We start from the raw sequence: 19,600 nt of genomic DNA on the forward strand, positions 1-19,600 counted from the left end.
AATGAATGAAAATGATATTTATTATCAATACTATAATTAATAAAAGGGCAACCACGATTTGGCTACCCTTAAACAATTTACACTTCTGGATCGAAAGTTTTGCAATCTGTTTCTTCCGTTGTAGATGCATGTTTACCCTTATGACTTACTACGTAAATTGCCTCTGCACTACATTTATTACCATTCGCCCAAAATTTACAGTTGTTTACTTCACATAAAACGTCTTGTGCCATAGTATCACACCTCCTTGTTCTATTATCATTAACAAAATTCGGAGGTATGATACTCTTTGTCATGCATTTTTTATTACCTTTTTAGTTTTCTTAATGATTCAATATCTCCTCGTACAATCACATCTATATTTTCAGTTATTTTTTCAATGTCAAAATGCCACCATTGAATTTGCAATAATTCTTGAATTGTTTCATTTGAAAATCTCTCTTTTATTTTATTTGCAGGGTTTCCACCAACAATTGTATATGGTGCGACGTCTCTAGTCACAACAGATTTAGCTGCAATGATTGCACCATCCCCTATTTTTATTCCGGGCATAATTGTTGTATCCATACCAATCCAAACGTCATTTCCTATAACTGTATCACCTTTGTAAGGTAAATCAGACAAACTAGGTGTATACTTCTCCCACCCATTTCCAAATATATTAAATGGATATGCCGAAAATCCATCCATCCGATGATTGGCTCCGTTCATAATAAAGTTAACTCCAGATGCAATACAACAAAACTTTCCAATAATAAGGCGATCTCCAAGAAATTCATAATGATGTAATACTCGATTTTCAAATTTTTCTCCATCTTTCGCATCATAATAAGAATACTCACCAACAAGTATATTAGATTTTGTTATTGTATTTTTTATAAATTGAACGTTTTGATTTCCTTCAATAGGGTATTTAATATTTGGATTAGGATTCATTCTGTACAGCACTTCCTTTACCACTTATTTCACTTTCTATCGCTATTACTGGCTTTAAATTGTATATAGGTATAATAAACAATAATCCAATTATAAAAAGTAAAGCCGTCCCTTCATACATCATACTTAATGAAAACATCTCTTTTAATGAGCCAGCTATACTCATCGTTACTACCATTGAACCGGTAAATAGCGGACTTAAAATACCATTTACACGACCTATAAAATCGGTATCGCTATTTTGAATAATAAGCGTATTAATACCAATTTGGATACAAGGAAGAGCTAAACCACTAAAAAGCTGCGCTGTAAGTGTAACCCATAAATTTGTAGAATACCCTATAATGCTAATACCAATTGCTTGACCAAGCATACCGATAATTAACATCTTTTGCGGAGCAACGTTTTTCGCAAATACCATCGCTAATGCCCCGCCAACAATCATTCCCGCACCATTTACTGTTAGTAGCCACTGTAAACTCTCTTTTGATAATCCTAACTGCTCAGTCACAATAAATATACCTAATGGCTGAATTAATCCTATACCTAGTCCTGCAGCCATAAAACAAAGCCCCAGCAAAGTTAATGCTTTTTTCTTTTTGACATACTTAATACCGTCCTTCATCTCCTGCAACAGAGTGATATCTTTCTTTTCTACGTCGTTTTCAAGATCTTTCGGAAGAAATAACAATACAACTGCCGCAAGTACAAACGAGATGCCTGTTATGATGATTGAAATATAAATTCCAAAACTATGAAAGATAAATGTCCCTAGGATTGGTCCTAATACCATAAATATTGCAAATATCGTTTGATATATAGACATTGCTAATTGAATTTGTTCCGTTGATAAATGTTGTTTAAACAACTTCATTCCAGATGGTTGTGAAAACTGTGAAAGGATTGCAGAGATGAGTGTCACAAAAAACACAATTTTCCACGTTCCAAACATAAGCGTAATTAATACAGCGAATACTGAAATGGAACTTAACGTCTCACACCATATCATTGTCTTCTTTGGCTTCCACCTATCAGCAAAAGTACCGCCAATAAATGAAAAAATAAAAATTGGAGCGAATTCAGCAACTGAAATCATCGAAATAGCAAAAGCATCACCTTTTGTCATTTCCATTACATATAGTAATACCGCAAAGTTTCGAACCCATATTCCTATTTGTAAAAATAATGCTGATGCTAAAATCCCTTGAACAAACCGATTTTTTAATACTTGTGATACCCCATTGTTTTGTTTCGTTACTACATTTGTCGACATAAAAAAGCCTCCTATTTCATGTTCTGAACAGGAGGCAGCACAAATCATATAAAAAGACTATATATTCGCAGAGCGAAATACATCCCTTTTCTATAAATGTACAGACTAACCCTATTCAGAAGAATATTTCGTTTTTTAACGAAGATCTCTTACAAATAGAATTAGTTGATCATTGGGATGTCTTCACCCTTCCGTTTCGAATTTAAATAACACATACATACTCTATGTAAATCATTTTCGATGTATGCATGTCTCCTTTTACTATTCTAGAAAGTTAAAGGCAATTCCTCTAAAGAACGCATTAAATAGTTACCTTGCCATTTAATTTCTTCACGATTCCCTTTTATTTGTAGTTCAGGCATTCGATTAAACAAAGTAGTAATAGCAATCTTTGCTTCCAACCTAGCAAGTGGAGCGCCTAAGCAGAAATGGCTCCCATGACCAAAGGCAATATGACGATTATTTTCCCGAGTAATATCGAATACTTCTGGGTTTTCAAATACAGTTTCATCACGGTTTGCAGAAGCTAAGGCAATGACAACCATATCTCCTTTTTCGATTGTTTGGTCGTGAATTTGAAAAGGTTCATCTGCCCATCTTGAAGTTGTAACCTCAACTGGAGAATAATATCGTAGTCCTTCCTCAATAGCGGCATCAATTAATTTTGGATTTTCTTTTAATAACTGTAATTGATCTGGATTTTCGAGGAGCGCTAATACCGTATTTGTTATTAAATTTACCGTTGTCTCGTGTCCCGCCACAATTAGTAACATTATCATTGAATATAGTTCCCGAGCGCTAAGTTTATGCCCTTCACTCTCTGCAAGTATTAAAGCACTCACCAAGTCTTCTTTTGGCTCTTTTCGTTTAATATCAACTAAATATTGAAGATATGTAATAAACTCAGATAGTTGCTTTTCAGTTTCTTTTATTTCTTCTGGTGTTTCTGGGTAAGCAATGACAGCATGAGACCAAATTCTAAATTTCGCTTGATCTTCTTTTGGAATGCCAAGCATTTCACTTATTACAATAATCGGTAAAGGGAACGAATAATCATCAACAAGATTTAATGAACCCTTTCGCTCGACTTCATTTAACAAATCACCTGCAATATCCTGTATTCTTCCTTCCAATTGCGTGATCATCTTCGGTGTAAAAGCTTTTTGTACGAGTGATCGTAAACGATTATGGTTAGGTGGATCTGAATTTAACATATGAGTAGTTAAATAATCACTATTGTCAACAGTAAGAAACACATTCAATGTATCTTGAGAAAATACATTGGCTGGATCTTTTTTTAAGCGACTATCTTTTAAAAGTGGCAAAGCATCTTCATATCTTGTGATAAGCCATTCCGCACCTAGTTCAGTTTTATTCACAAATAAGATAGGTTGCATTTTTCTAGATTCTTTATAAATTTCATACGCATCTTCTTTAAATTGAGCTGAAGCTAAATTAATGCCCTCCTCTATTTTTAGTCCAACCTTGTTTTTCATTGACATTGTATTCCCTCACTCTCATTTGTTTTTGAAAACCAACCCAACATATGCATTATACTCTAATAAAAACGTGAAAATTGTAAATTTTTAACCAAAATCTTACTTCGTATATTGAAAAATAAAAAAGTGAGAGAGTAAAATCGTTTCACTCTCCCACTACTCTTTATGCGAAGCACATAAAATTACTAATTTGTTGATAGCGATAACTTACTTTACGACGACGACCACCTTGCCAAGTGTAACCTGATACTCCGTTTCTTCTCACTTCAGTCGGAAAGAACCATAAGTCCCTTCCGAAAGGACCAGGACGATGTAAACGTAAATAGCCCCATCTTCCTAGACAATTACACATCCATGATTTCATATTGCCCGCTTGAGATGGAGACGCAAAGGTAGACGGTAACGACGGAGCTTGCGACGGCGGTGGTGACGTTGGAGCATCTTCCGCATCATCTGGTCTGTAATCTTCTTGTTCCATATCTCTCGCTTCATCTACAGATTCATACCCGTAGTTTTGTGGATTATAATACATCGCTTGATCATATGGATAATTTTGTTGGTTATACATATTAACAAATCACCTACTTTTCATTCATTACCTTTAACATTTATATGTGATATGCCCTCTCTGGGAAGCTTATGTTATAGCCCAAATTCAACTTAAAAAGCTCGTATTATTAAAAATACGAGCCTTTCAAAAATAGAAGGTGTTTATTATTTCCTTAACTTCACACTATAAAAACGCATTTCATCTAACGAACCTTCAAATTCAAATACTTCTTGTTTAATTAATTGTTTCAAGCGATATTCTAAGAAAGTATCTCCAACCAATTGTTCAACAAGACCAAGTGCTTCACCAATTACTCTAGGAGCTTTGAGGAATTCTCGATCAGCACCCACACTTTTCGCGCATTCAATTATAAATTGATCAAAATAATCTTCTTGTACAGAATATACTTCATTTTCTTTCCACACTCTTAAACATTCTACGCTTCCCGATATTCTATCCCATTCATGTTCAAACTTCATTCGCTTCTCTTCAGTTAAATACGGTAACTTTGCAAAACTTTTTTGGAATAGAGCTAAACTTTCAGGTGGTAATTCTCCAGTTCCACGAATATCATACTCTTGTTTTAATATTTCTCGACTTGCTTCAGATGTATTAATAACTCGAATGTTTTTCTTATCCTTTAATTGTGCCATTACAAAACTTAGGCCTACATGTTCATGTGCATTATCAGCCTTCCAAATTGTAATAGGCGTTTCAACAGGAATAGTATGTAGTTCTTCTATAGTTGCTATAAATCTTGATAAATATTCTTCTTCAAAATAACTATCATAAGCAGTTAAATTATTTATTAACCACTTCTGTCTTGCTAGTTGCCCCCCATTCGTATGCAACTTATATATCGGTCCAATTGAAAAGAATTCAGAAAAAGCAACAACACTCTCTTCAGATAATTCTTCTTGACTTAACATATATGTTAAGCAACCAGCCGTTGAATCATCAAAAGCAATATGTACGTGCGTACTTTCTTTTACATTTCTTTTATAAGTAGGATTACTCGTTAATTGTTTCGGAATATCCATCAAATTTTTAATTGTATCTTCACTATAGTTTTCTTCTAATAAGTTTAACTGTATGAGAATACTTTGAAGTAAATCTTTAACCTCATCCTCGTACATATCCTCTACAGCATTTTTAATTTTATCTATCACACAAATCCCTCTATTCATTTCAAAAATAACGTAGATTATAGTGTATCATTTTAGTATAGTTCTTTAAAGTCAAATCCAGATTGCTAGAGCAATCTGGATTTTCAACAAATACTTTCCTTATATTTTTGAATTGCTAAATATTTTTACTTTGAAAATCCTTGTATCTAAATGTATAATTATATAAAAACAAAAATATAGGAGCTACATTTATGGAGAAAGTACTTACTAATTATAGACATTACTTAAAAAATTGGAGATTTATATTTATTTGCATACTACCTGTTATCGCCTTATTCGTTACTTTCTATGTCATCTTCGAACTACTGTTTCATCAAGATTTCTACTTATCTAACTTAATTTCTGCTATCATATTATTTTTAATATTTACTAATGTTAAAGATAAATTTAAAATTAAAGGCTAAAGAACATTATTTAAAAATAGCCCTTTATTCTTGCATCCTACTATAAAATAAGCCTTGCAGTAAATTTTTACAAAAATAAGAGCACCCTGCAATTGGATGCTCTTATGTGATTAGAGGTTTTTTCTGAGTATTAAGTAGGACACGAAGATCTTGTCCTACTACATAATATATGCTTGTACTTATTATTTCGTGCATATATTAAGCACCATGTTCAGGTACTTAATATATGCATAGTCATTGCTAAAAAAATCTACTCAAATATTCACTATACAATTTCATATTTATAAATTAAAAAACATCCATTGGGGATGTTTTTTATCTAACGATTTTAAGCTTCCATAAACTTAGCCGGTACACCAATTTTTTCAACTACAGAAGATATATTAGTAGGATTAATCATTACATTTTCAATACATACTAATTTATTTTCTAATATCCCATTCTCTGTAGTAATAAGTTCTTCAAACCGATCTAAAGTCATTGAAAATTTGTGTTCACTTCCACCATTCATACTAACTTTTACATACTTCATAGTGTCACCGCCTTTCATAATAATTTACATTTCGACAAGAAGGCGCTTACACCCTTTTTTTATTTACTCTTGGATTTCTCACGTTTACATATATTTTGAAAAAAGAAACTACTATTATTTACTCACAAAATTATTACTAATAAGAAAGATAAAGATAAAAATGCACAAAGTGGAATATATAAACCAGTATCCATTCTAGCGAAGTGCGTATCTTTTTGTCGTTTAAAGATACCAAAATAATTAAACTCACCAATTACTCTAATAGAAAAGACGATCATACAAATCCAGGAACCGACTTGAATAATAACATTAGGAACTGCAAAATGAACAATATTTGCTTGTTGCAACAAAATTATCGCTGCCATACTTAATAATAATGCAATGAACAATGTCATTCCGGCACGAGGTGTAAACGCCTTTTCCCCTGATTTAGTTGGTATAACACTATTTGTCCCCCAATTACCTCCGAAACCCCAATATACATGTAAAAAGCTAACTAAGAATAATATACAAGCAGATATATATGTAATGATAAGCATTTTATCCTCCCCTTATTTTATTTAACTTCTCACCTATAAAATATGCTATCCCCCCCTCATTAGCAACCTTTATTTAATTACATAAAAAAACCGTAATGATTTATCAATATTAAGATAAGTCATTACGGGGTTATTAAACTTCATTATGCATTAAACCTATTTCTTCGGCGTTCCATCCTTGTTTGACCTTGAACTTCATTTTCTTTGTATGGATCTATTTTCTCTGTCATTTTATATGTTGCAACTGGTTCTTCGTACTTATGCTCATGTATCTTTTCTGGAATTTTACTTTTAGATTCTTTCCCACCAAACTTAAATAGTTTCATCTTTAATTTCGGTAATCTCGGAAGACGAATCTTAAATGATAATCTTTTGCGTTTCTTTTTTGGTCCAAGTAGATTTATATTTTCTTTATTATTATCTTTCTCTTTGCGGTGAATGAACATCGCAAGTAATCCTCCTAATACAAGTCCTCCAATTAATAGTAATATATATACATAATGGCTTGTCATTAAACTCGTCATGCGTTCAAGTATGACTAACGACTGTACTTCTTTTATATCCCATAGTAAAGCGGCCCATAATGAGAATAATCCCAAAGTAAGTCCATATGTACGAAAACGAAATAAACATGGAATTAACGCGACACATGCAGCAATTTTCGCATTTGCTATGATTGAGCTTGTTGTAATATCCTGATGCCAAATAACTAACAGTAATGTTATAAATGGCGCATACGCTATCCAGCTGCATATACGTGAATACATCTTTTTAGCAAAATAACTACCGAAACTAGTAAAAAATAAAAGCCCTCCAATATATACAGATTGTTCTAGAGGGATTTGCTTTGTAAGTCCTGCAATTGGAAAGAGGACGCTCAGTAGCATTAAGAGCACATCTAATTTCTTCACCATTCCCCATTCCTTTCAAATTTTTTCAATTAATAAAAATCGCTTTTCCATTTGGTATAGTTTTTGTATTTCTAAAAAACATATTAATCCTGTCTGCACATAAAGTAAATATGTAAACGAAAAGATACTTGACAAATGATATCCTTATTTGCATAAAAAAATGACAAATCCTGATCGATATAACGAGCAGGATTTGTTTACTAGTATTTAAAGTAGAATAATTGAATCTTTCTTTTCTACTTTTACTACATCTACATCCAATTCATCATCAAATTCTTTAAATTCTCTTGCATCTATGTCAGTAATATAACTCTTTATTACTTTTTCCATATGTACGGAATATGTCATGTGTACATTCTTTTTCGAAAGCATTCTAGAATTACAGCACATGTAATGTATCATTTTAGCGATATAATCCCTTTCTAAAGGTTTTACACCTAATGGTAGAATTTCAATTATATATCGCTGAAAAACTTCACTACAATTAAGTGAATATTCACCAGTGCTATAATACATCCCTTTTTGATCTGCATATAAGCCTATTCTATCTAGAGCATCATCACATTCTATTACACCGTAGCTTGGTACATCAAAACCTGTATTTATTCTAATAATATTTAAGTTGGGAACCTTTAATACCTCTGGAACAATATCAGGTAAAATATCTGTATTAATTTCTTTATTTTGTAACTCTTTTATCCAATATTTTCTCAAATTTGCATCTACAATGAAGTAAACTTGTTCATTTTGTTCTTTTGCATATTGTACAATTTCCATTAATGTTTCGAAAACATATTGTTTAAAAAGAGCCCCCATATCATTTCTCTTTGATGGTTGTGATAAAAATGCATTATGTTTATTTATATTTAATAATACGCAATCAATCTTTTGCCACTCTGTATTCCCATATAATTTATATAAAATTTCTTTTCCTTTTATTTTTGAAAGAATAGGTAAGAAATCAAATTTCGATATTCGTTCAATTGATAAATTAACATATGTACAAGGTAAATTTATCTTATTCCAACTACGCTTCAAAAATCCTTTTTGTTCTAATAGACTAAAAACACTATTTACAATTGTTTTACGAGATACACTTTGGCCTATAAATAAATTAATAAATGTTGAAATACGATTTGTTCGTGCAAATCCCTCTCTAATGATTTGTTTTGGATCAATTTTTTCGCGTCCATCACAATTTTTCATTGCGATTAATGCTAATGTCGCATCACTGCGCTCACCCGCGGTAGCATAGACAGCTTTCGTAACATCATCTACAAGATTTGTTTTATATTTTTGACAATATTGCATTTTATATGGATTTTGTAACACCTTTTCAATATTGTATCTCACAATCTTTAATAATACTGGGAAATCTGTATTCAATACATAAGAATTTTCACCAATTTTAGTCAAAACAATTTCGCTATCAAGTAATGCTTGTTCTATTTCCAGCGCTATATTTTCAGACCAAACTTCTAATGTTAATGTCTCTAATCCTTTTGGTGCAAATAAAGGAAATAATTCATTTTTGTTATTTGTTGCTACCTTTTTACATTCTGGAAGTATTGTGAAATAAGAGAATTTACGCTGGAATTCTTTAAATAAATACTCTCTTTCCTTTACTTTTATACCTGGTTCTATTTTAGTACCTTGGACTTTATATATTCTTTCATTGTATGGAAATAACACCCTTTTATTTTCCCCGACAATATAATCTTTCGGATATTGGAGAATATGGTCTAAATCCAAATCTCCACCTATTTGAAAATCATCTTTTAAATTTCTAAATATCTTAATCCATTTCATGCCGGTTGTAGCTTGTTGCATTTTTAGTTTTACAAACCGTATTTTTTTATTATTTGATGCAAACTCTGGGGTAGAAATCAATATCATCCCTCGTTTTCGTCTGAAAAGTAAAGGAATATCTGGATGATTATATTCTTGATAAAATCTCCGAATCCCTATTGAAATATTTAATAATGGAGCGTTCTCACCACCACGGGTTATGCATTCGAATCGATATACATAGGAGAAAAAATCTTGTGTTTTTTCATCTTTTATTGGCCCTGACATCGCCTCACAAATATTTTGTGATCTAAGAGGAGAAAAATAGATTTCTTCTGCATTTGTATTTTCTAAATATATAGGACGCTCACAAAAAATATGTGAGATTAAAGCGGGCACCCACTTAGAATACGTTTCATTATCATGTAGTACTGGCAAATTAGAAATCAAATCGGATTGCCATTCATATTTTGGTGGCTCTACTAATTTATTTGGTTTCCAATCATGAATAATCTCATACCAACTTTGAAAAATATAATTGAGCTGCTCTTGTTTAATAGGTTCTTTTGATACAATCCATGGTGTATTTTCATTTAATACGTACGGATTATGCTGAATAAACAATATATCAGAAAACATATCATACAGTCTTTCATTCAAACGTTTCAACTTACTCGTTAATAAAAACGTCTTATAATGTATCTCTACGATGTCCAGCCATTCAATAGGAAAGTATATAAATGATACCTTTTCATTTAAAAGAGGTTCTACTATATTTTCAAATGTTAACAACCTTAATTTTTTCATAAAATGATTCTTTCCTTTCTTCAGTTGTCTTGATTATCAAAAAGCTAGAACAAAAGTTACTTAATCTAATCCATTTAAACAAAGTATTTAAAAGAAAAGTAAAAACTATCTACATAAAACATTATCAAACCGACTCTTTTAAAAATTAAAAGTAATTATTATCTACAACACCTCTTAGTATTCGTAATTTAATACATTTAAATTATATAATATATATAATATATTGTACTTATCATTTACAATAACTTTACAGAAAAACCAAAAAAGAACACCTTAAATCGGTGCTCTTTTTACAAATATCAAGCGTTATGTAGTTGAACATATAGATAACATGAACCCTCCAAATGAAATTACTCCTAGTAAACCTACTATAAATCCTGTTAAACAAATACAATCAGCAAGACAAATAGAAGACTGCGATAATGGAACGAATGACCTACTTGTACTCGACCCATATTGTTTTATTTTTTCATAATTCATATCTAACATTAAATGTAGACATGTTACACCATCCTCAATAGTATGTAGAGATTCTTTTTCTAATCGCTCCAATAATTTACTATCAAAAGAAACTGATAGAGGATACTGCTTATCTAATTTTATATTTTGATAAATTAGTTGCAAACGAGATAATATATTATTTTTCTTCTTTTCAGATGTTACTGTACATTTCATATTATTAAATTCATTTAATAACAGTGTCAATTCATCTCTTTTTCCGTATAAATCTTTAGCTATTTTTCTCTTTACTTTATACGAATGGAAAATAGATTTTAGTTCAACCATATTCATACACTTCCTAATTACATATTATTTACCCAATTATTTTATAGATAAACAGTACTTTTTAATCTTATTTAAAATACACTCAAGCAACTTATTTTACTATCGATTAACATTACATTAACCTTACACGGTTGTAATAAAATCATTAGCTAGAAGGAAGCAATGCCCAAACTAGACAGATATTTAATGATAAAACCATAAGAAAAAAACAATGATTAGATTTTAAATCTAGTCATTGCTTTATCCATCACATCTTGATTACACCTATATATCTTATTGTTACTCTTTCACTTGAATGATTGAATATATCCATTAATAATGACTATATTCTTTGTCGACACGTACATATATAAAACTAATGTTTTTTAATTGATAAGGTGAAACTTTAATTAGCCCTCATCCATCGGGCTTTTATGGGCAGCCGGCCACCTAACTTCTCTTTGCTCTCGCTGAATTTTTTTAGGGTCTTACTGCCCGGCAAATAGCAGGATAAATGCAATCAATATTCATACGTTATAATAGTACCAGTAGTATCAGTAGTACCACTAAAACCATCAAAACAGTTAGAGCAACCGCCACAACCTCCGCAACCAATACAACCTCCGCAACCAATACAACCGAAGCAACCAATACAACGGAATCCACCACAACGGAATCCGCCACAACGACCTCCGCCACAACCGCCACAACGACCACAACCCCCACAGCGACGAGCAGCATCTTCAATATAGTAATATGGATATTGATTTTGCTGGTCCCAATAGACAATATTTCCAGATCGGTAATCATTAAGGCTTAACGCTTGTATTTCTTGTTGAAACTGATTCATTTTCATAACCTCCGTTTATAAAATACAACCTCATTGATGCTTCCCTATATTTCTGTTCGTTACATCTAAGTAGAAATAGCGCTATAAACTAAGTTCAATACGTACACCAACAAAGTATGACTTATCACTAGATGATGCACCTTGTTCATATACCTATTTTTACTATGGGCTCATTTTTATAAATAGAAATTATAAAATATAAATTCTAGCGTCATATCTTCATACTTACTAAGCTCAATTAATTTCTCAATAATCACGCGGACAAATCCTATATATTTCCATATATCACTTAGATTTTCTTGTACTGTAAATGCCTTTGCTATAACACCTCTAAGTAACCGGTTTCTATGACGGTTAAGAAATTCCTATAAAGAAAAAAGCCCTAATTAGGGCTTTTTATTCTATTTCTCCAGCAAAGCTCTCTATGAAATTTCTAATTGAAAAAAGACACACTTAGATTGATGCGTCTTTTTGTGATGCCTCTTTTGTGAAATCATATAATGCAATTGCGCCTAAAAGAACAAGTATACCTTGAGGAACATCTAGTAAAATAGTTTTCCAAATTTCTGGAATTACCCATTTAATATCTGCTGCTGTTTCAAGATATGTTTGGAAATAGCTGATTGTAAAATTAATTATCCCTAAAAATACAAACAACGATAAACCAAATCGAATTAATTTCTTATTTGTAAACATATAACACCTCTCAAAATTCATTGGATATTCCTGCTTTTGCTTCTTTATATTTCTATATCTCTATATTTGATTTTAACACACAAAGAACTCAAAAAAATACAATATGCAAATTTGCATATTGTATGAACAGCACTTCATGTTAACTTAGAAATTCCTGCAAAGAAAAAACAACTCCGTTACAGCTAACAGCTCGGGTTTCTTTTCTTATTTAACTTCATACCACCAACATTTACGTTCTTTAATTGTAAAATAAATGTGACAGAAGTTTATCCAGTTAATGCGTAGACAATTAAATGAGCTAAATTATCGATATTCTATTTCACCATATCCGTAGCACTAATGACTTTACGCAAATTTGACAAGAAAAAATATATAGATAGGTATGGATCATACCTATCTCTAACATTACTTCTATTCTTTATCCAATTACGTCTTTTACGTCTGTATCCACTGGCCACTTTTCTAATGTATAAGCCATTTCCCAAAATGAATATTCATATTGACTGCTAATAATAAAATGCTGTTTCATACGCTTGCGGTCTGCCTCTGTTACTTTTTCAGCAATAGTATCTAACCGTGTAATTTGTTCTTCAACTAGCGTACGGAACCAATCAGATCCATAAGCAGAAATCCATTCGTTATAAATTGGCTCTTCCGGCTGACATTCTTTTAAACGTTCCCCAATTTCGTAATACAACCAATAGCAAGGTAAAATTGCTGCAATGATATCTCCTAAATGCCCTTCATACGCAGCACGATACATATGTGAAGTATACGCATATGCAGTTGGCGCAGGAATAAAATTATCTTTTTCTTCTTTTGTTATCCCTAGCTTTTTAGCAAAATTCTCATGTAAAGATAACTCGGCCTCATATGTATTTTGAGCATGATGTGCCATACGAGCTGTCGTCTCTAATTCAAGAGCTTTTGCAGCTCCTAAAGTTTGTACTCTAGCAAAATGACTCAAATAATATGAATCTTGAAGCACATAATAGCGAAAACTAGCTAAATCTAACGTTCCTTCACCAAGTTTTTTTACAAAAGGATGGTTAAAACTCGCTTCCCAAATTGAATCTACTTCTTTACGTAATGATGGTGAAAAAGTCATTTAAATCCCTCCAATAATGTATAAAATATAAGTATTTATCCACAATTATTAAAGCTGTAAAATAAAAAAACTTTCTTTACAGGCGTAAAGAAAGTGAAATTGACAGTATTTATTTACTCATTAAATAGCAACGTCTTTCCCACTTCCCTACGCTGGCATTAACCAGATCAGGTACTAAGAGTCTCAAAATCACATTTGATCTCAGCCTATAAAAGGCCCCCCTAGTGGATAAATATTTTGTTTTTATAATGTATTCATCATAGCATACTTCGTGAAACTGTCAAAAGAATTAGTTATATAATCCCCTTAAAACCCTTCTTCTTTTCTAACTTTTAATGATGTTTCAATAATCATATCTAATAGTTTGCTATAACTAATTCCCGCTGCTTCTGCACTTTTTGGCAATAAACTTGATTGTGTCATCCCTGGTAATGTATTAATTTCCATTACATATGGAATTCCATCCTTCACCATCATATCAACTCTTGCATAAACACTACATTTTAATGCTTTATAACAAGCCAGTGACGCTTTATTTACACGTTCATTAATTTCCGCTGGAAGTTCGATAACTTCCTCAACTGTACTAGTATCATCATATTTTGCATTGTAGTCAAAGAACTCGGCTGCATGTCGAATTGAAACTATAGGTAACTGTTTTCCATCCAGAATGGAACATGTAATTTCATCACCTTTTATATACTTCTCAATTACTACTTCAGAATCCCATTCAAATACAGTTTCTAGCATTGAGATCAATTCATTTTTATTGTAAACGATTTTCACCCCGACACTCGATCCGCCAGAGTTTGGTTTTACCACTAATGGAAATCCTAACTTATCTAACTCATCAAGCTTTAGATCCTCCATTTTTGTAAGTTCAATCCAATCTGGTGTTTCTACACCTTCATAACGTAAAATCTTTTTCGAAATATTCTTATCCATACATATACTACTAGATAACATATTACTTCCGCTATAAGGAATCCCTAAACTCTCCAGTGTTCCTTGAACTGTCCCATCTTCTCCATATTTCCCGTGTAATGCGAGCAACGCAAAGTCAATGTCTTTCGCTTTTTCAATTAAATCCATTTTTTCATTTAATGTAATTGGGACTATTTCATACTTATTTTTATCTAAATGAGCAATCATTTCATTCCCTGTCATAATTGAAACTTGTTTTTCAGACGATACCCCGCCCATAATAACACCGATTTTCATTTTCTCAACTCCAAATTTCATTTTTTAATGTATCACCAATTATTTTAATTCCCCGAACTATTTCTTCTTCTTTCAAGCGCGAAAACCCTAATCGGAAAGTGTTCGCCCCTTCTCCATCAGAGTAAAAAACATCTCCAGGTGAAAACGTAACGCCTTTCTCATAACACTTTTGTAAAAGTGTGCGGGCATTCATATGCTCTTCTAGCTCTATAAATAAATGAAGTCCACCATCTCCAGTCATTCTTTTGAAAGGAATGAACTGATTACACGCGCCGACAGCTAACTCATATTTTTTCTTATAAACCGATCTTGCCTTTTTTAAATATTTCTCAAAATATCCCTCATGTAAATATTGAAATAGAACCGCTTGATCTAACGTAGATGTGTGGATTGTTCTTGCTCTTTTTACGCTTTCTAAATAATGAATCAGCTCTTTATCTGCAATAATCCAACCTACACGTAAACCAGGGAAAAGTACCTTTGAAAAGCTACTAATATAAATCACATTATTGCCAGCTCCAGCAAAAGTTAATAAGGGAGCTAAATGTGAACCTGAATAACGTAATTCTTCATTAAATCCGTCCTCTATAATAGGAACCTTATATTTCGAGAATAACCTCATCAATTCCGTTCTTTTCTCTGAACTCGTAACAATACCGGTTGGATTATGATAAGAAGGAATTAAATAAGCAAAATCAAAATCTTTTTCACGTAAGCTTTTTTCAACTTCATTCGTATCAATACCATCCTCATTCATATCAATCCCATGAACTTCAAGTCCATGTAAACGGAACAGCTTTAGTGCAGCGTGGTGAGTTGGATTCTCACAAATGACACGACCGGATTTTTTTGATAAAGAAGAAAGTACAATATCCAATCCTTCTGTAAATCCATTTGTAATTAGAATATCTTTATTCGAAATGTCTACACCTTTCATTTCCATGTAATGAAGTAAATAATTCATTAACGGTTTATATCCCTTTGCATATCCGTAGTTCAATACGATGTCCCCTTCAATGGACATACGAGTAAGAAAAGCTCTTTTGAAGTTTTCAACATCAAATAGCTTCTCATCCGGGGCTATACTATTAAAAACAATCATTCCCTTTTCCCAACGAACACCATGTTTCATTAAATCTAATTCATCCGCTAATGCGGTCACTGTATTAAGTTTATTTTTCCAATCTATTTCAACAGACGAAGTGTTAGATATATCTACCTTCGCAACAAAGTTCCCTTTTCCTTTAACTGCATAAATGAGTCCTTCTTGCTCTAAATCTGCATAAGCAGCAAGTACAGTGTTTCTACTCACACTTAGTAATTCACTTAGTTCCCTTGTTGATGGGATTTTTTGATTCCCGAGCAAGTGCCCTTTCATAATCATCTTCTTCAAATAATCTTTCAATTGAATATAAACGGGACGATCTTTAACAACTTTAAAATCCTTAAACAATTCCTTACCCCCTGCAATCATTTTTGCATATTTATTTCATTCACAAAAGGTCCACGACATATGTATTTTTTATAAAGGGCGGTACGGTCTTACAAGTCTTTTCGATATAAGTTAATTACATCTTTTAAAGCTGCAGCTGCAGCGCCTCGTGGATTAGAAGCCCCACCAATTGTAGTAACTTGTCCCATCGTATCTGTAAAGAACGTAATTCCTTTTTCGGTCCCATTTACTTTTGCTAACGGATGATCTTTTTCTATTTCGCACGGTTCAACATTTAAATTCACATTGCCACCCTCATCCTTATATATTGATGCTATTAATTTAATAATTTTATGTTGTTCCTTAGCATTTTGTATTTGTTGTTTTGTAACGTGCTCGATTCCTTTTATATGTATATCAGTAAGTGTTTTCTCTGTTTCCATTAAGCTGTTTGTCAAAAGTAACAATTTACACGCACTATCTGAACCACTTATATCTAATATAGGGTTTGTCTCAGCAATTCCTTTATTTTGCGCTTCTTTCAGTGCTTCTTCAAATGTCATATCTTCCTCATACATTTTCGTAAGAATATAATTAGTTGTTCCATTTAATATTCCTTCTATTTTTTCAATACTGCAACCGGCTAAACTAAATTGTCCGATATCTAGCGTCGGTAGTGCAGCGGCTGTTGCACCGCTATATCGAATTCGTACATTTACGCCTCTTGCTGCTTCATTTATTTCTCTCCAGTTTGTAACGAGTGCACCTTTTGAAATTGCTACTATATCCATCTGTTTCTCAATCGCTTGTTTCATATATTGTTTCCCTGGATTTCCATCTTTAAGATTTGTAACTGTTGATTCTACCAATACAGTACCACTTATGCTAGTTGTTGCACGTTCCTTCGGATGATACTCTAAATATTTTTCAATTGCAGCGGTACCGCCACCATACATCAATAAATGATGAAGAGATAAGCCGTCTTCATTATGTATTGCAATATTTCTTCCTAATACGCCACTTACAACTAATTGAATCCCATATGTTTCATATATATATGAATACTTTTCATTTAATAATTTTATAAACTCTCTGCCTACTGTTCCGTATCCTGATAATACAACTTGAATCTTCATAATATCCCCCCATATTTTTCTACCAAACCCCTCTTTCAATATAATATAAAGCGCTCTCGAATTCCATCGAGAGCGCTTTATTATTACTTATTTCGGTAAACGTGATAGCTTTTCAGCAATTGTTCTATAAAACTCTTGAATGCTAGAAAAACCTAACGAGTCTGAAACACTTAATCCTACCATGTCGAGATGATCCCAATTCGCTTTCGTTTCGATATGATTCCATTTTCCAACCTGTAATGACTCATGATTATTTACAGCAACATTAGAAATTGGTGCAATCATAGAATTGGTATTTACTACACCATCATTTTGCCACCAAGAAGTATCAACTAACGGACGGTTTTCTTCATATCTCGCATAAGAACCTAAGAAAAATGCATTCCCCATCAACACTTTATTCATCGTTATATGAGGCAAATGTAAACCTGTAATAGGTGCTGCTTGTGATGCATGTCCACTATAAGATAAGTAATAAACATCCGGTTGCGTCTTTACCCAATTATTTAACTCCTTTGCACCATCTGTACTTAAATCCCATTGACTTATATCTTTTGTATTTTTCCAAAGTGAACTATTTAGAATACGATTACTATATTGGAAAAAGGACTCTCCAGCAATCTTCTTTATACCCCATTGATCCAATTTAAAATCATATAAAGATAAATTATTGTTTCCTCCAAAGCTCGCAGCTGTAATGAGTAAATCTTTAACGAACGGCAGCAGAAGACTACCATCCGCAAGTGTTGTACCGTTGTGAGGGGTTGCTAATGTTGTAACACTATGAACATATGATTTTCCGCCTTCAAATAGTGGTGATATTTTGGTGTCTGGGTGATTTTTCGCATAATTCTTTTCTTCAAAACTACCTTCTTTTAATAGCTGTACTAATGTTCTAATCGTTTGTCCACCCATGCTATGCCCAACTAAATGAACTTTATTTGTTTCACTCCAATTCGGCGTAAAACCACTATAAGTTCTGCCAAAACGATTATGTCCATGTTTCTCAGCATGCGAGGCACCATAGTCTACTGTGCCACCGCTAATTTGCGCATACAATTCACATGCACGATCCCAGTTACTAGAAACAGGTCCAACAGCTGCGGTATGTACCGTATAACCATTTCGTTTCAAATCTTCCTGTATATCATGAACACCACCCCAATACTTTACGCCAAGCATTTCTTCTCTACCCCATCCAGCAAATCCATTCACCAATATGATAGGATAATTATTTGGTTGCCTCTCTTCAGCATATGATATTTTCGCTACGAATGAACATAAGGTCACTAATGCGAAAAAACATATTTTTAAAAATAACTTCCCCATACTTTCTCCCCCTAATAAAACGTTTACATTTTTCTTCTAAAAATTAACACAATGTTTTAACAACTTAAACATAATGTAAAGTATTTTATATACGTTGTATATATAGAAAACATATACAATTGTTGATAAATATTAATTCAAGTGAACATTTACTTTTTACAATACAACTTGTAAATCTGTTTATTTGAATTTATAATTAGATATAGTTTCCTCATGTTAAAAAAATTTAAAAACCATAAGAAAACTAATCTCATTGCTTGAAAAGGAGGAAAAAGCATGCAAATCGGATCAAATATTCATACATTATCTCAACCTACTAAAATAACTCCATCTACTCTTGAGCATAATACTATCTCTTCTACTAAACTGGAAAGTAAGAAAGTAAATGATCCTATCAAGTTTGATATTCGTTCATCTGAAAAAGAAATGAAACAGCCTGAGCATAAATTTAATGAATTAGATTTATGGAAGATGTTAAAGGATAAAGGTGTTCCTTTATGGATCATCCTTGAAATGCTACAAAAGGCTCGTAAAGAAAAAGAAGCCCAAAATAATTCAGTTCAAAATTCAAATGCGATTGAGGAAACAAACGAGACTCGATTAAATGAAGTAATGTAAAGCATAATATTTGATTGGT

The 19,600-nt window shown here is 32.4% G+C and carries 20 protein-coding genes, 1 pseudogene and 1 riboswitch; of the genes and pseudogenes, 2 read left to right on the plus strand and 19 right to left on the minus strand.

Annotated features, from left to right (window positions below):
• Positions 1–77: 77 nt before the first annotated feature.
• The 6 genes from ASE54_RS34340 to ASE54_RS14850 form a co-directional block, all read right to left on the minus strand.
• Positions 78–233 carry a DUF1540 domain-containing protein gene (locus tag ASE54_RS34340; RefSeq protein WP_000046095.1) on the minus strand — a complete coding sequence of 52 codons (156 nt, stop codon included), beginning with the start codon at positions 231–233 and terminating at the stop codon, positions 78–80.
• Positions 234–306: 73 nt separating this feature from the next.
• Positions 307–936 carry a Vat family streptogramin A O-acetyltransferase gene (locus ASE54_RS14830; protein ID WP_001069210.1) on the minus strand — a complete coding sequence of 210 codons (630 nt, stop codon included), beginning with the start codon at positions 934–936 and terminating at the stop codon, positions 307–309.
• Positions 926–2,209: an MFS transporter gene (locus ASE54_RS14835; protein WP_000106404.1), complete on the minus strand. Its 1,284-nt coding sequence runs from the start codon at positions 2,207–2,209 to the stop codon at positions 926–928. The genes ASE54_RS14830 and ASE54_RS14835 overlap by 11 nt, the downstream gene beginning before the upstream one ends.
• Positions 2,210–2,475: 266 nt before the next feature.
• Positions 2,476–3,711: a cytochrome P450 gene (cypA, locus tag ASE54_RS14840; protein ID WP_000062094.1), complete on the minus strand. Its 1,236-nt coding sequence runs from the start codon at positions 3,709–3,711 to the stop codon at positions 2,476–2,478.
• A gap of 160 nt (positions 3,712–3,871) precedes the next feature.
• Positions 3,872–4,276, minus strand: a complete 405-nt coding sequence (locus tag ASE54_RS14845) for a hypothetical protein (RefSeq protein WP_000282691.1) — start codon at positions 4,274–4,276, stop codon at positions 3,872–3,874.
• A gap of 146 nt (positions 4,277–4,422) precedes the next feature.
• Positions 4,423–5,427, minus strand: coding sequence for a DUF1835 domain-containing protein (locus tag ASE54_RS14850; RefSeq protein ID WP_000565700.1), 1,005 nt, complete (start codon positions 5,425–5,427; stop codon positions 4,423–4,425).
• A gap of 209 nt (positions 5,428–5,636) precedes the next feature.
• On the opposite strand from ASE54_RS14850, the gene ASE54_RS14855 reads away from it, so the two are divergent.
• Positions 5,637–5,849 (plus strand): hypothetical protein, encoded by a 213-nt coding sequence (locus tag ASE54_RS14855; RefSeq protein ID WP_000416836.1) that lies wholly within the window; start codon positions 5,637–5,639, stop codon positions 5,847–5,849.
• 328 nt (positions 5,850–6,177) lie between these two features.
• Here ASE54_RS14855 and ASE54_RS14860 read toward each other — a convergent pair whose 3' ends face one another.
• From ASE54_RS14860 to ASE54_RS14915, 13 genes and pseudogenes are all read right to left on the minus strand, one after another.
• A complete protein-coding gene (locus tag ASE54_RS14860; protein ID WP_000878369.1) occupies positions 6,178–6,381 on the minus strand; it encodes a hypothetical protein in 204 nt (67 codons plus the stop codon).
• A 122-nt stretch (positions 6,382–6,503) separates the two neighbouring features.
• On the minus strand, positions 6,504–6,920 hold the full coding sequence (locus tag ASE54_RS14865) for a DUF3995 domain-containing protein (RefSeq protein ID WP_000905578.1): 417 nt from the start codon (positions 6,918–6,920) through the stop codon (positions 6,504–6,506).
• Between the two features lie 143 nt (positions 6,921–7,063).
• Complete coding sequence (locus ASE54_RS14870) at positions 7,064–7,831, minus strand: DUF3959 family protein (protein ID WP_014894749.1); 768 nt, start codon at positions 7,829–7,831, stop codon at positions 7,064–7,066.
• Between the two features lie 207 nt (positions 7,832–8,038).
• The gene (locus ASE54_RS14875; RefSeq protein ID WP_000736200.1) at positions 8,039–10,426 is read right to left on the minus strand and encodes an RNaseH domain-containing protein; all 2,388 of its coding nucleotides are present in this window, start codon (positions 10,424–10,426) and stop codon (positions 8,039–8,041) included.
• 306 nt (positions 10,427–10,732) lie between these two features.
• Entirely contained in the window at positions 10,733–11,218 is a 486-nt protein-coding gene (locus tag ASE54_RS14880) for a hypothetical protein (RefSeq protein ID WP_002082715.1), read from the minus strand.
• A gap of 209 nt (positions 11,219–11,427) precedes the next feature.
• A pseudogene (locus ASE54_RS35745) lies at positions 11,428–11,562 on the minus strand (site-specific integrase); the annotation flags it as partial.
• 149 nt (positions 11,563–11,711) lie between these two features.
• Positions 11,712–12,041, minus strand: a complete 330-nt coding sequence (locus ASE54_RS14885; protein ID WP_001071351.1) for a heterocycloanthracin/sonorensin family bacteriocin — start codon at positions 12,039–12,041, stop codon at positions 11,712–11,714.
• A 453-nt stretch (positions 12,042–12,494) separates the two neighbouring features.
• Positions 12,495–12,758, minus strand: coding sequence for a DUF3937 domain-containing protein (locus ASE54_RS14890; protein WP_002082716.1), 264 nt, complete (start codon positions 12,756–12,758; stop codon positions 12,495–12,497).
• Positions 12,759–13,155: 397 nt separating this feature from the next.
• Entirely contained in the window at positions 13,156–13,845 is a 690-nt protein-coding gene (gene tenA / locus ASE54_RS14895; protein WP_000144484.1) for a thiaminase II, read from the minus strand.
• 127 nt (positions 13,846–13,972) lie between these two features.
• Positions 13,973–14,078: riboswitch (TPP riboswitch) on the minus strand.
• Positions 14,079–14,151: 73 nt separating this feature from the next.
• Positions 14,152–15,066, minus strand: a complete 915-nt coding sequence (locus ASE54_RS14900; RefSeq protein ID WP_002082718.1) for a D-alanine--D-alanine ligase — start codon at positions 15,064–15,066, stop codon at positions 14,152–14,154.
• A gap of 4 nt (positions 15,067–15,070) precedes the next feature.
• Complete coding sequence (locus ASE54_RS14905) at positions 15,071–16,519, minus strand: PLP-dependent aminotransferase family protein (RefSeq protein ID WP_000471637.1); 1,449 nt, start codon at positions 16,517–16,519, stop codon at positions 15,071–15,073.
• 89 nt (positions 16,520–16,608) lie between these two features.
• The gene (locus tag ASE54_RS14910; RefSeq protein WP_000701766.1) at positions 16,609–17,634 is read right to left on the minus strand and encodes a homoserine dehydrogenase; all 1,026 of its coding nucleotides are present in this window, start codon (positions 17,632–17,634) and stop codon (positions 16,609–16,611) included.
• 87 nt (positions 17,635–17,721) lie between these two features.
• Entirely contained in the window at positions 17,722–18,963 is a 1,242-nt protein-coding gene (locus tag ASE54_RS14915; protein WP_000517058.1) for a hypothetical protein, read from the minus strand.
• A 276-nt stretch (positions 18,964–19,239) separates the two neighbouring features.
• On the opposite strand from ASE54_RS14915, the gene ASE54_RS14920 reads away from it, so the two are divergent.
• Positions 19,240–19,581 (plus strand): DUF3914 domain-containing protein, encoded by a 342-nt coding sequence (locus tag ASE54_RS14920; RefSeq protein ID WP_001165517.1) that lies wholly within the window; start codon positions 19,240–19,242, stop codon positions 19,579–19,581.
• Positions 19,582–19,600: the final 19 nt, after the last annotated feature.

The organism is Bacillus sp. Root131 (assembly GCF_001429475.1).
GTDB lineage: Bacteria > Bacillota > Bacilli > Bacillales > Bacillaceae_G > Bacillus_A > Bacillus_A thuringiensis_S.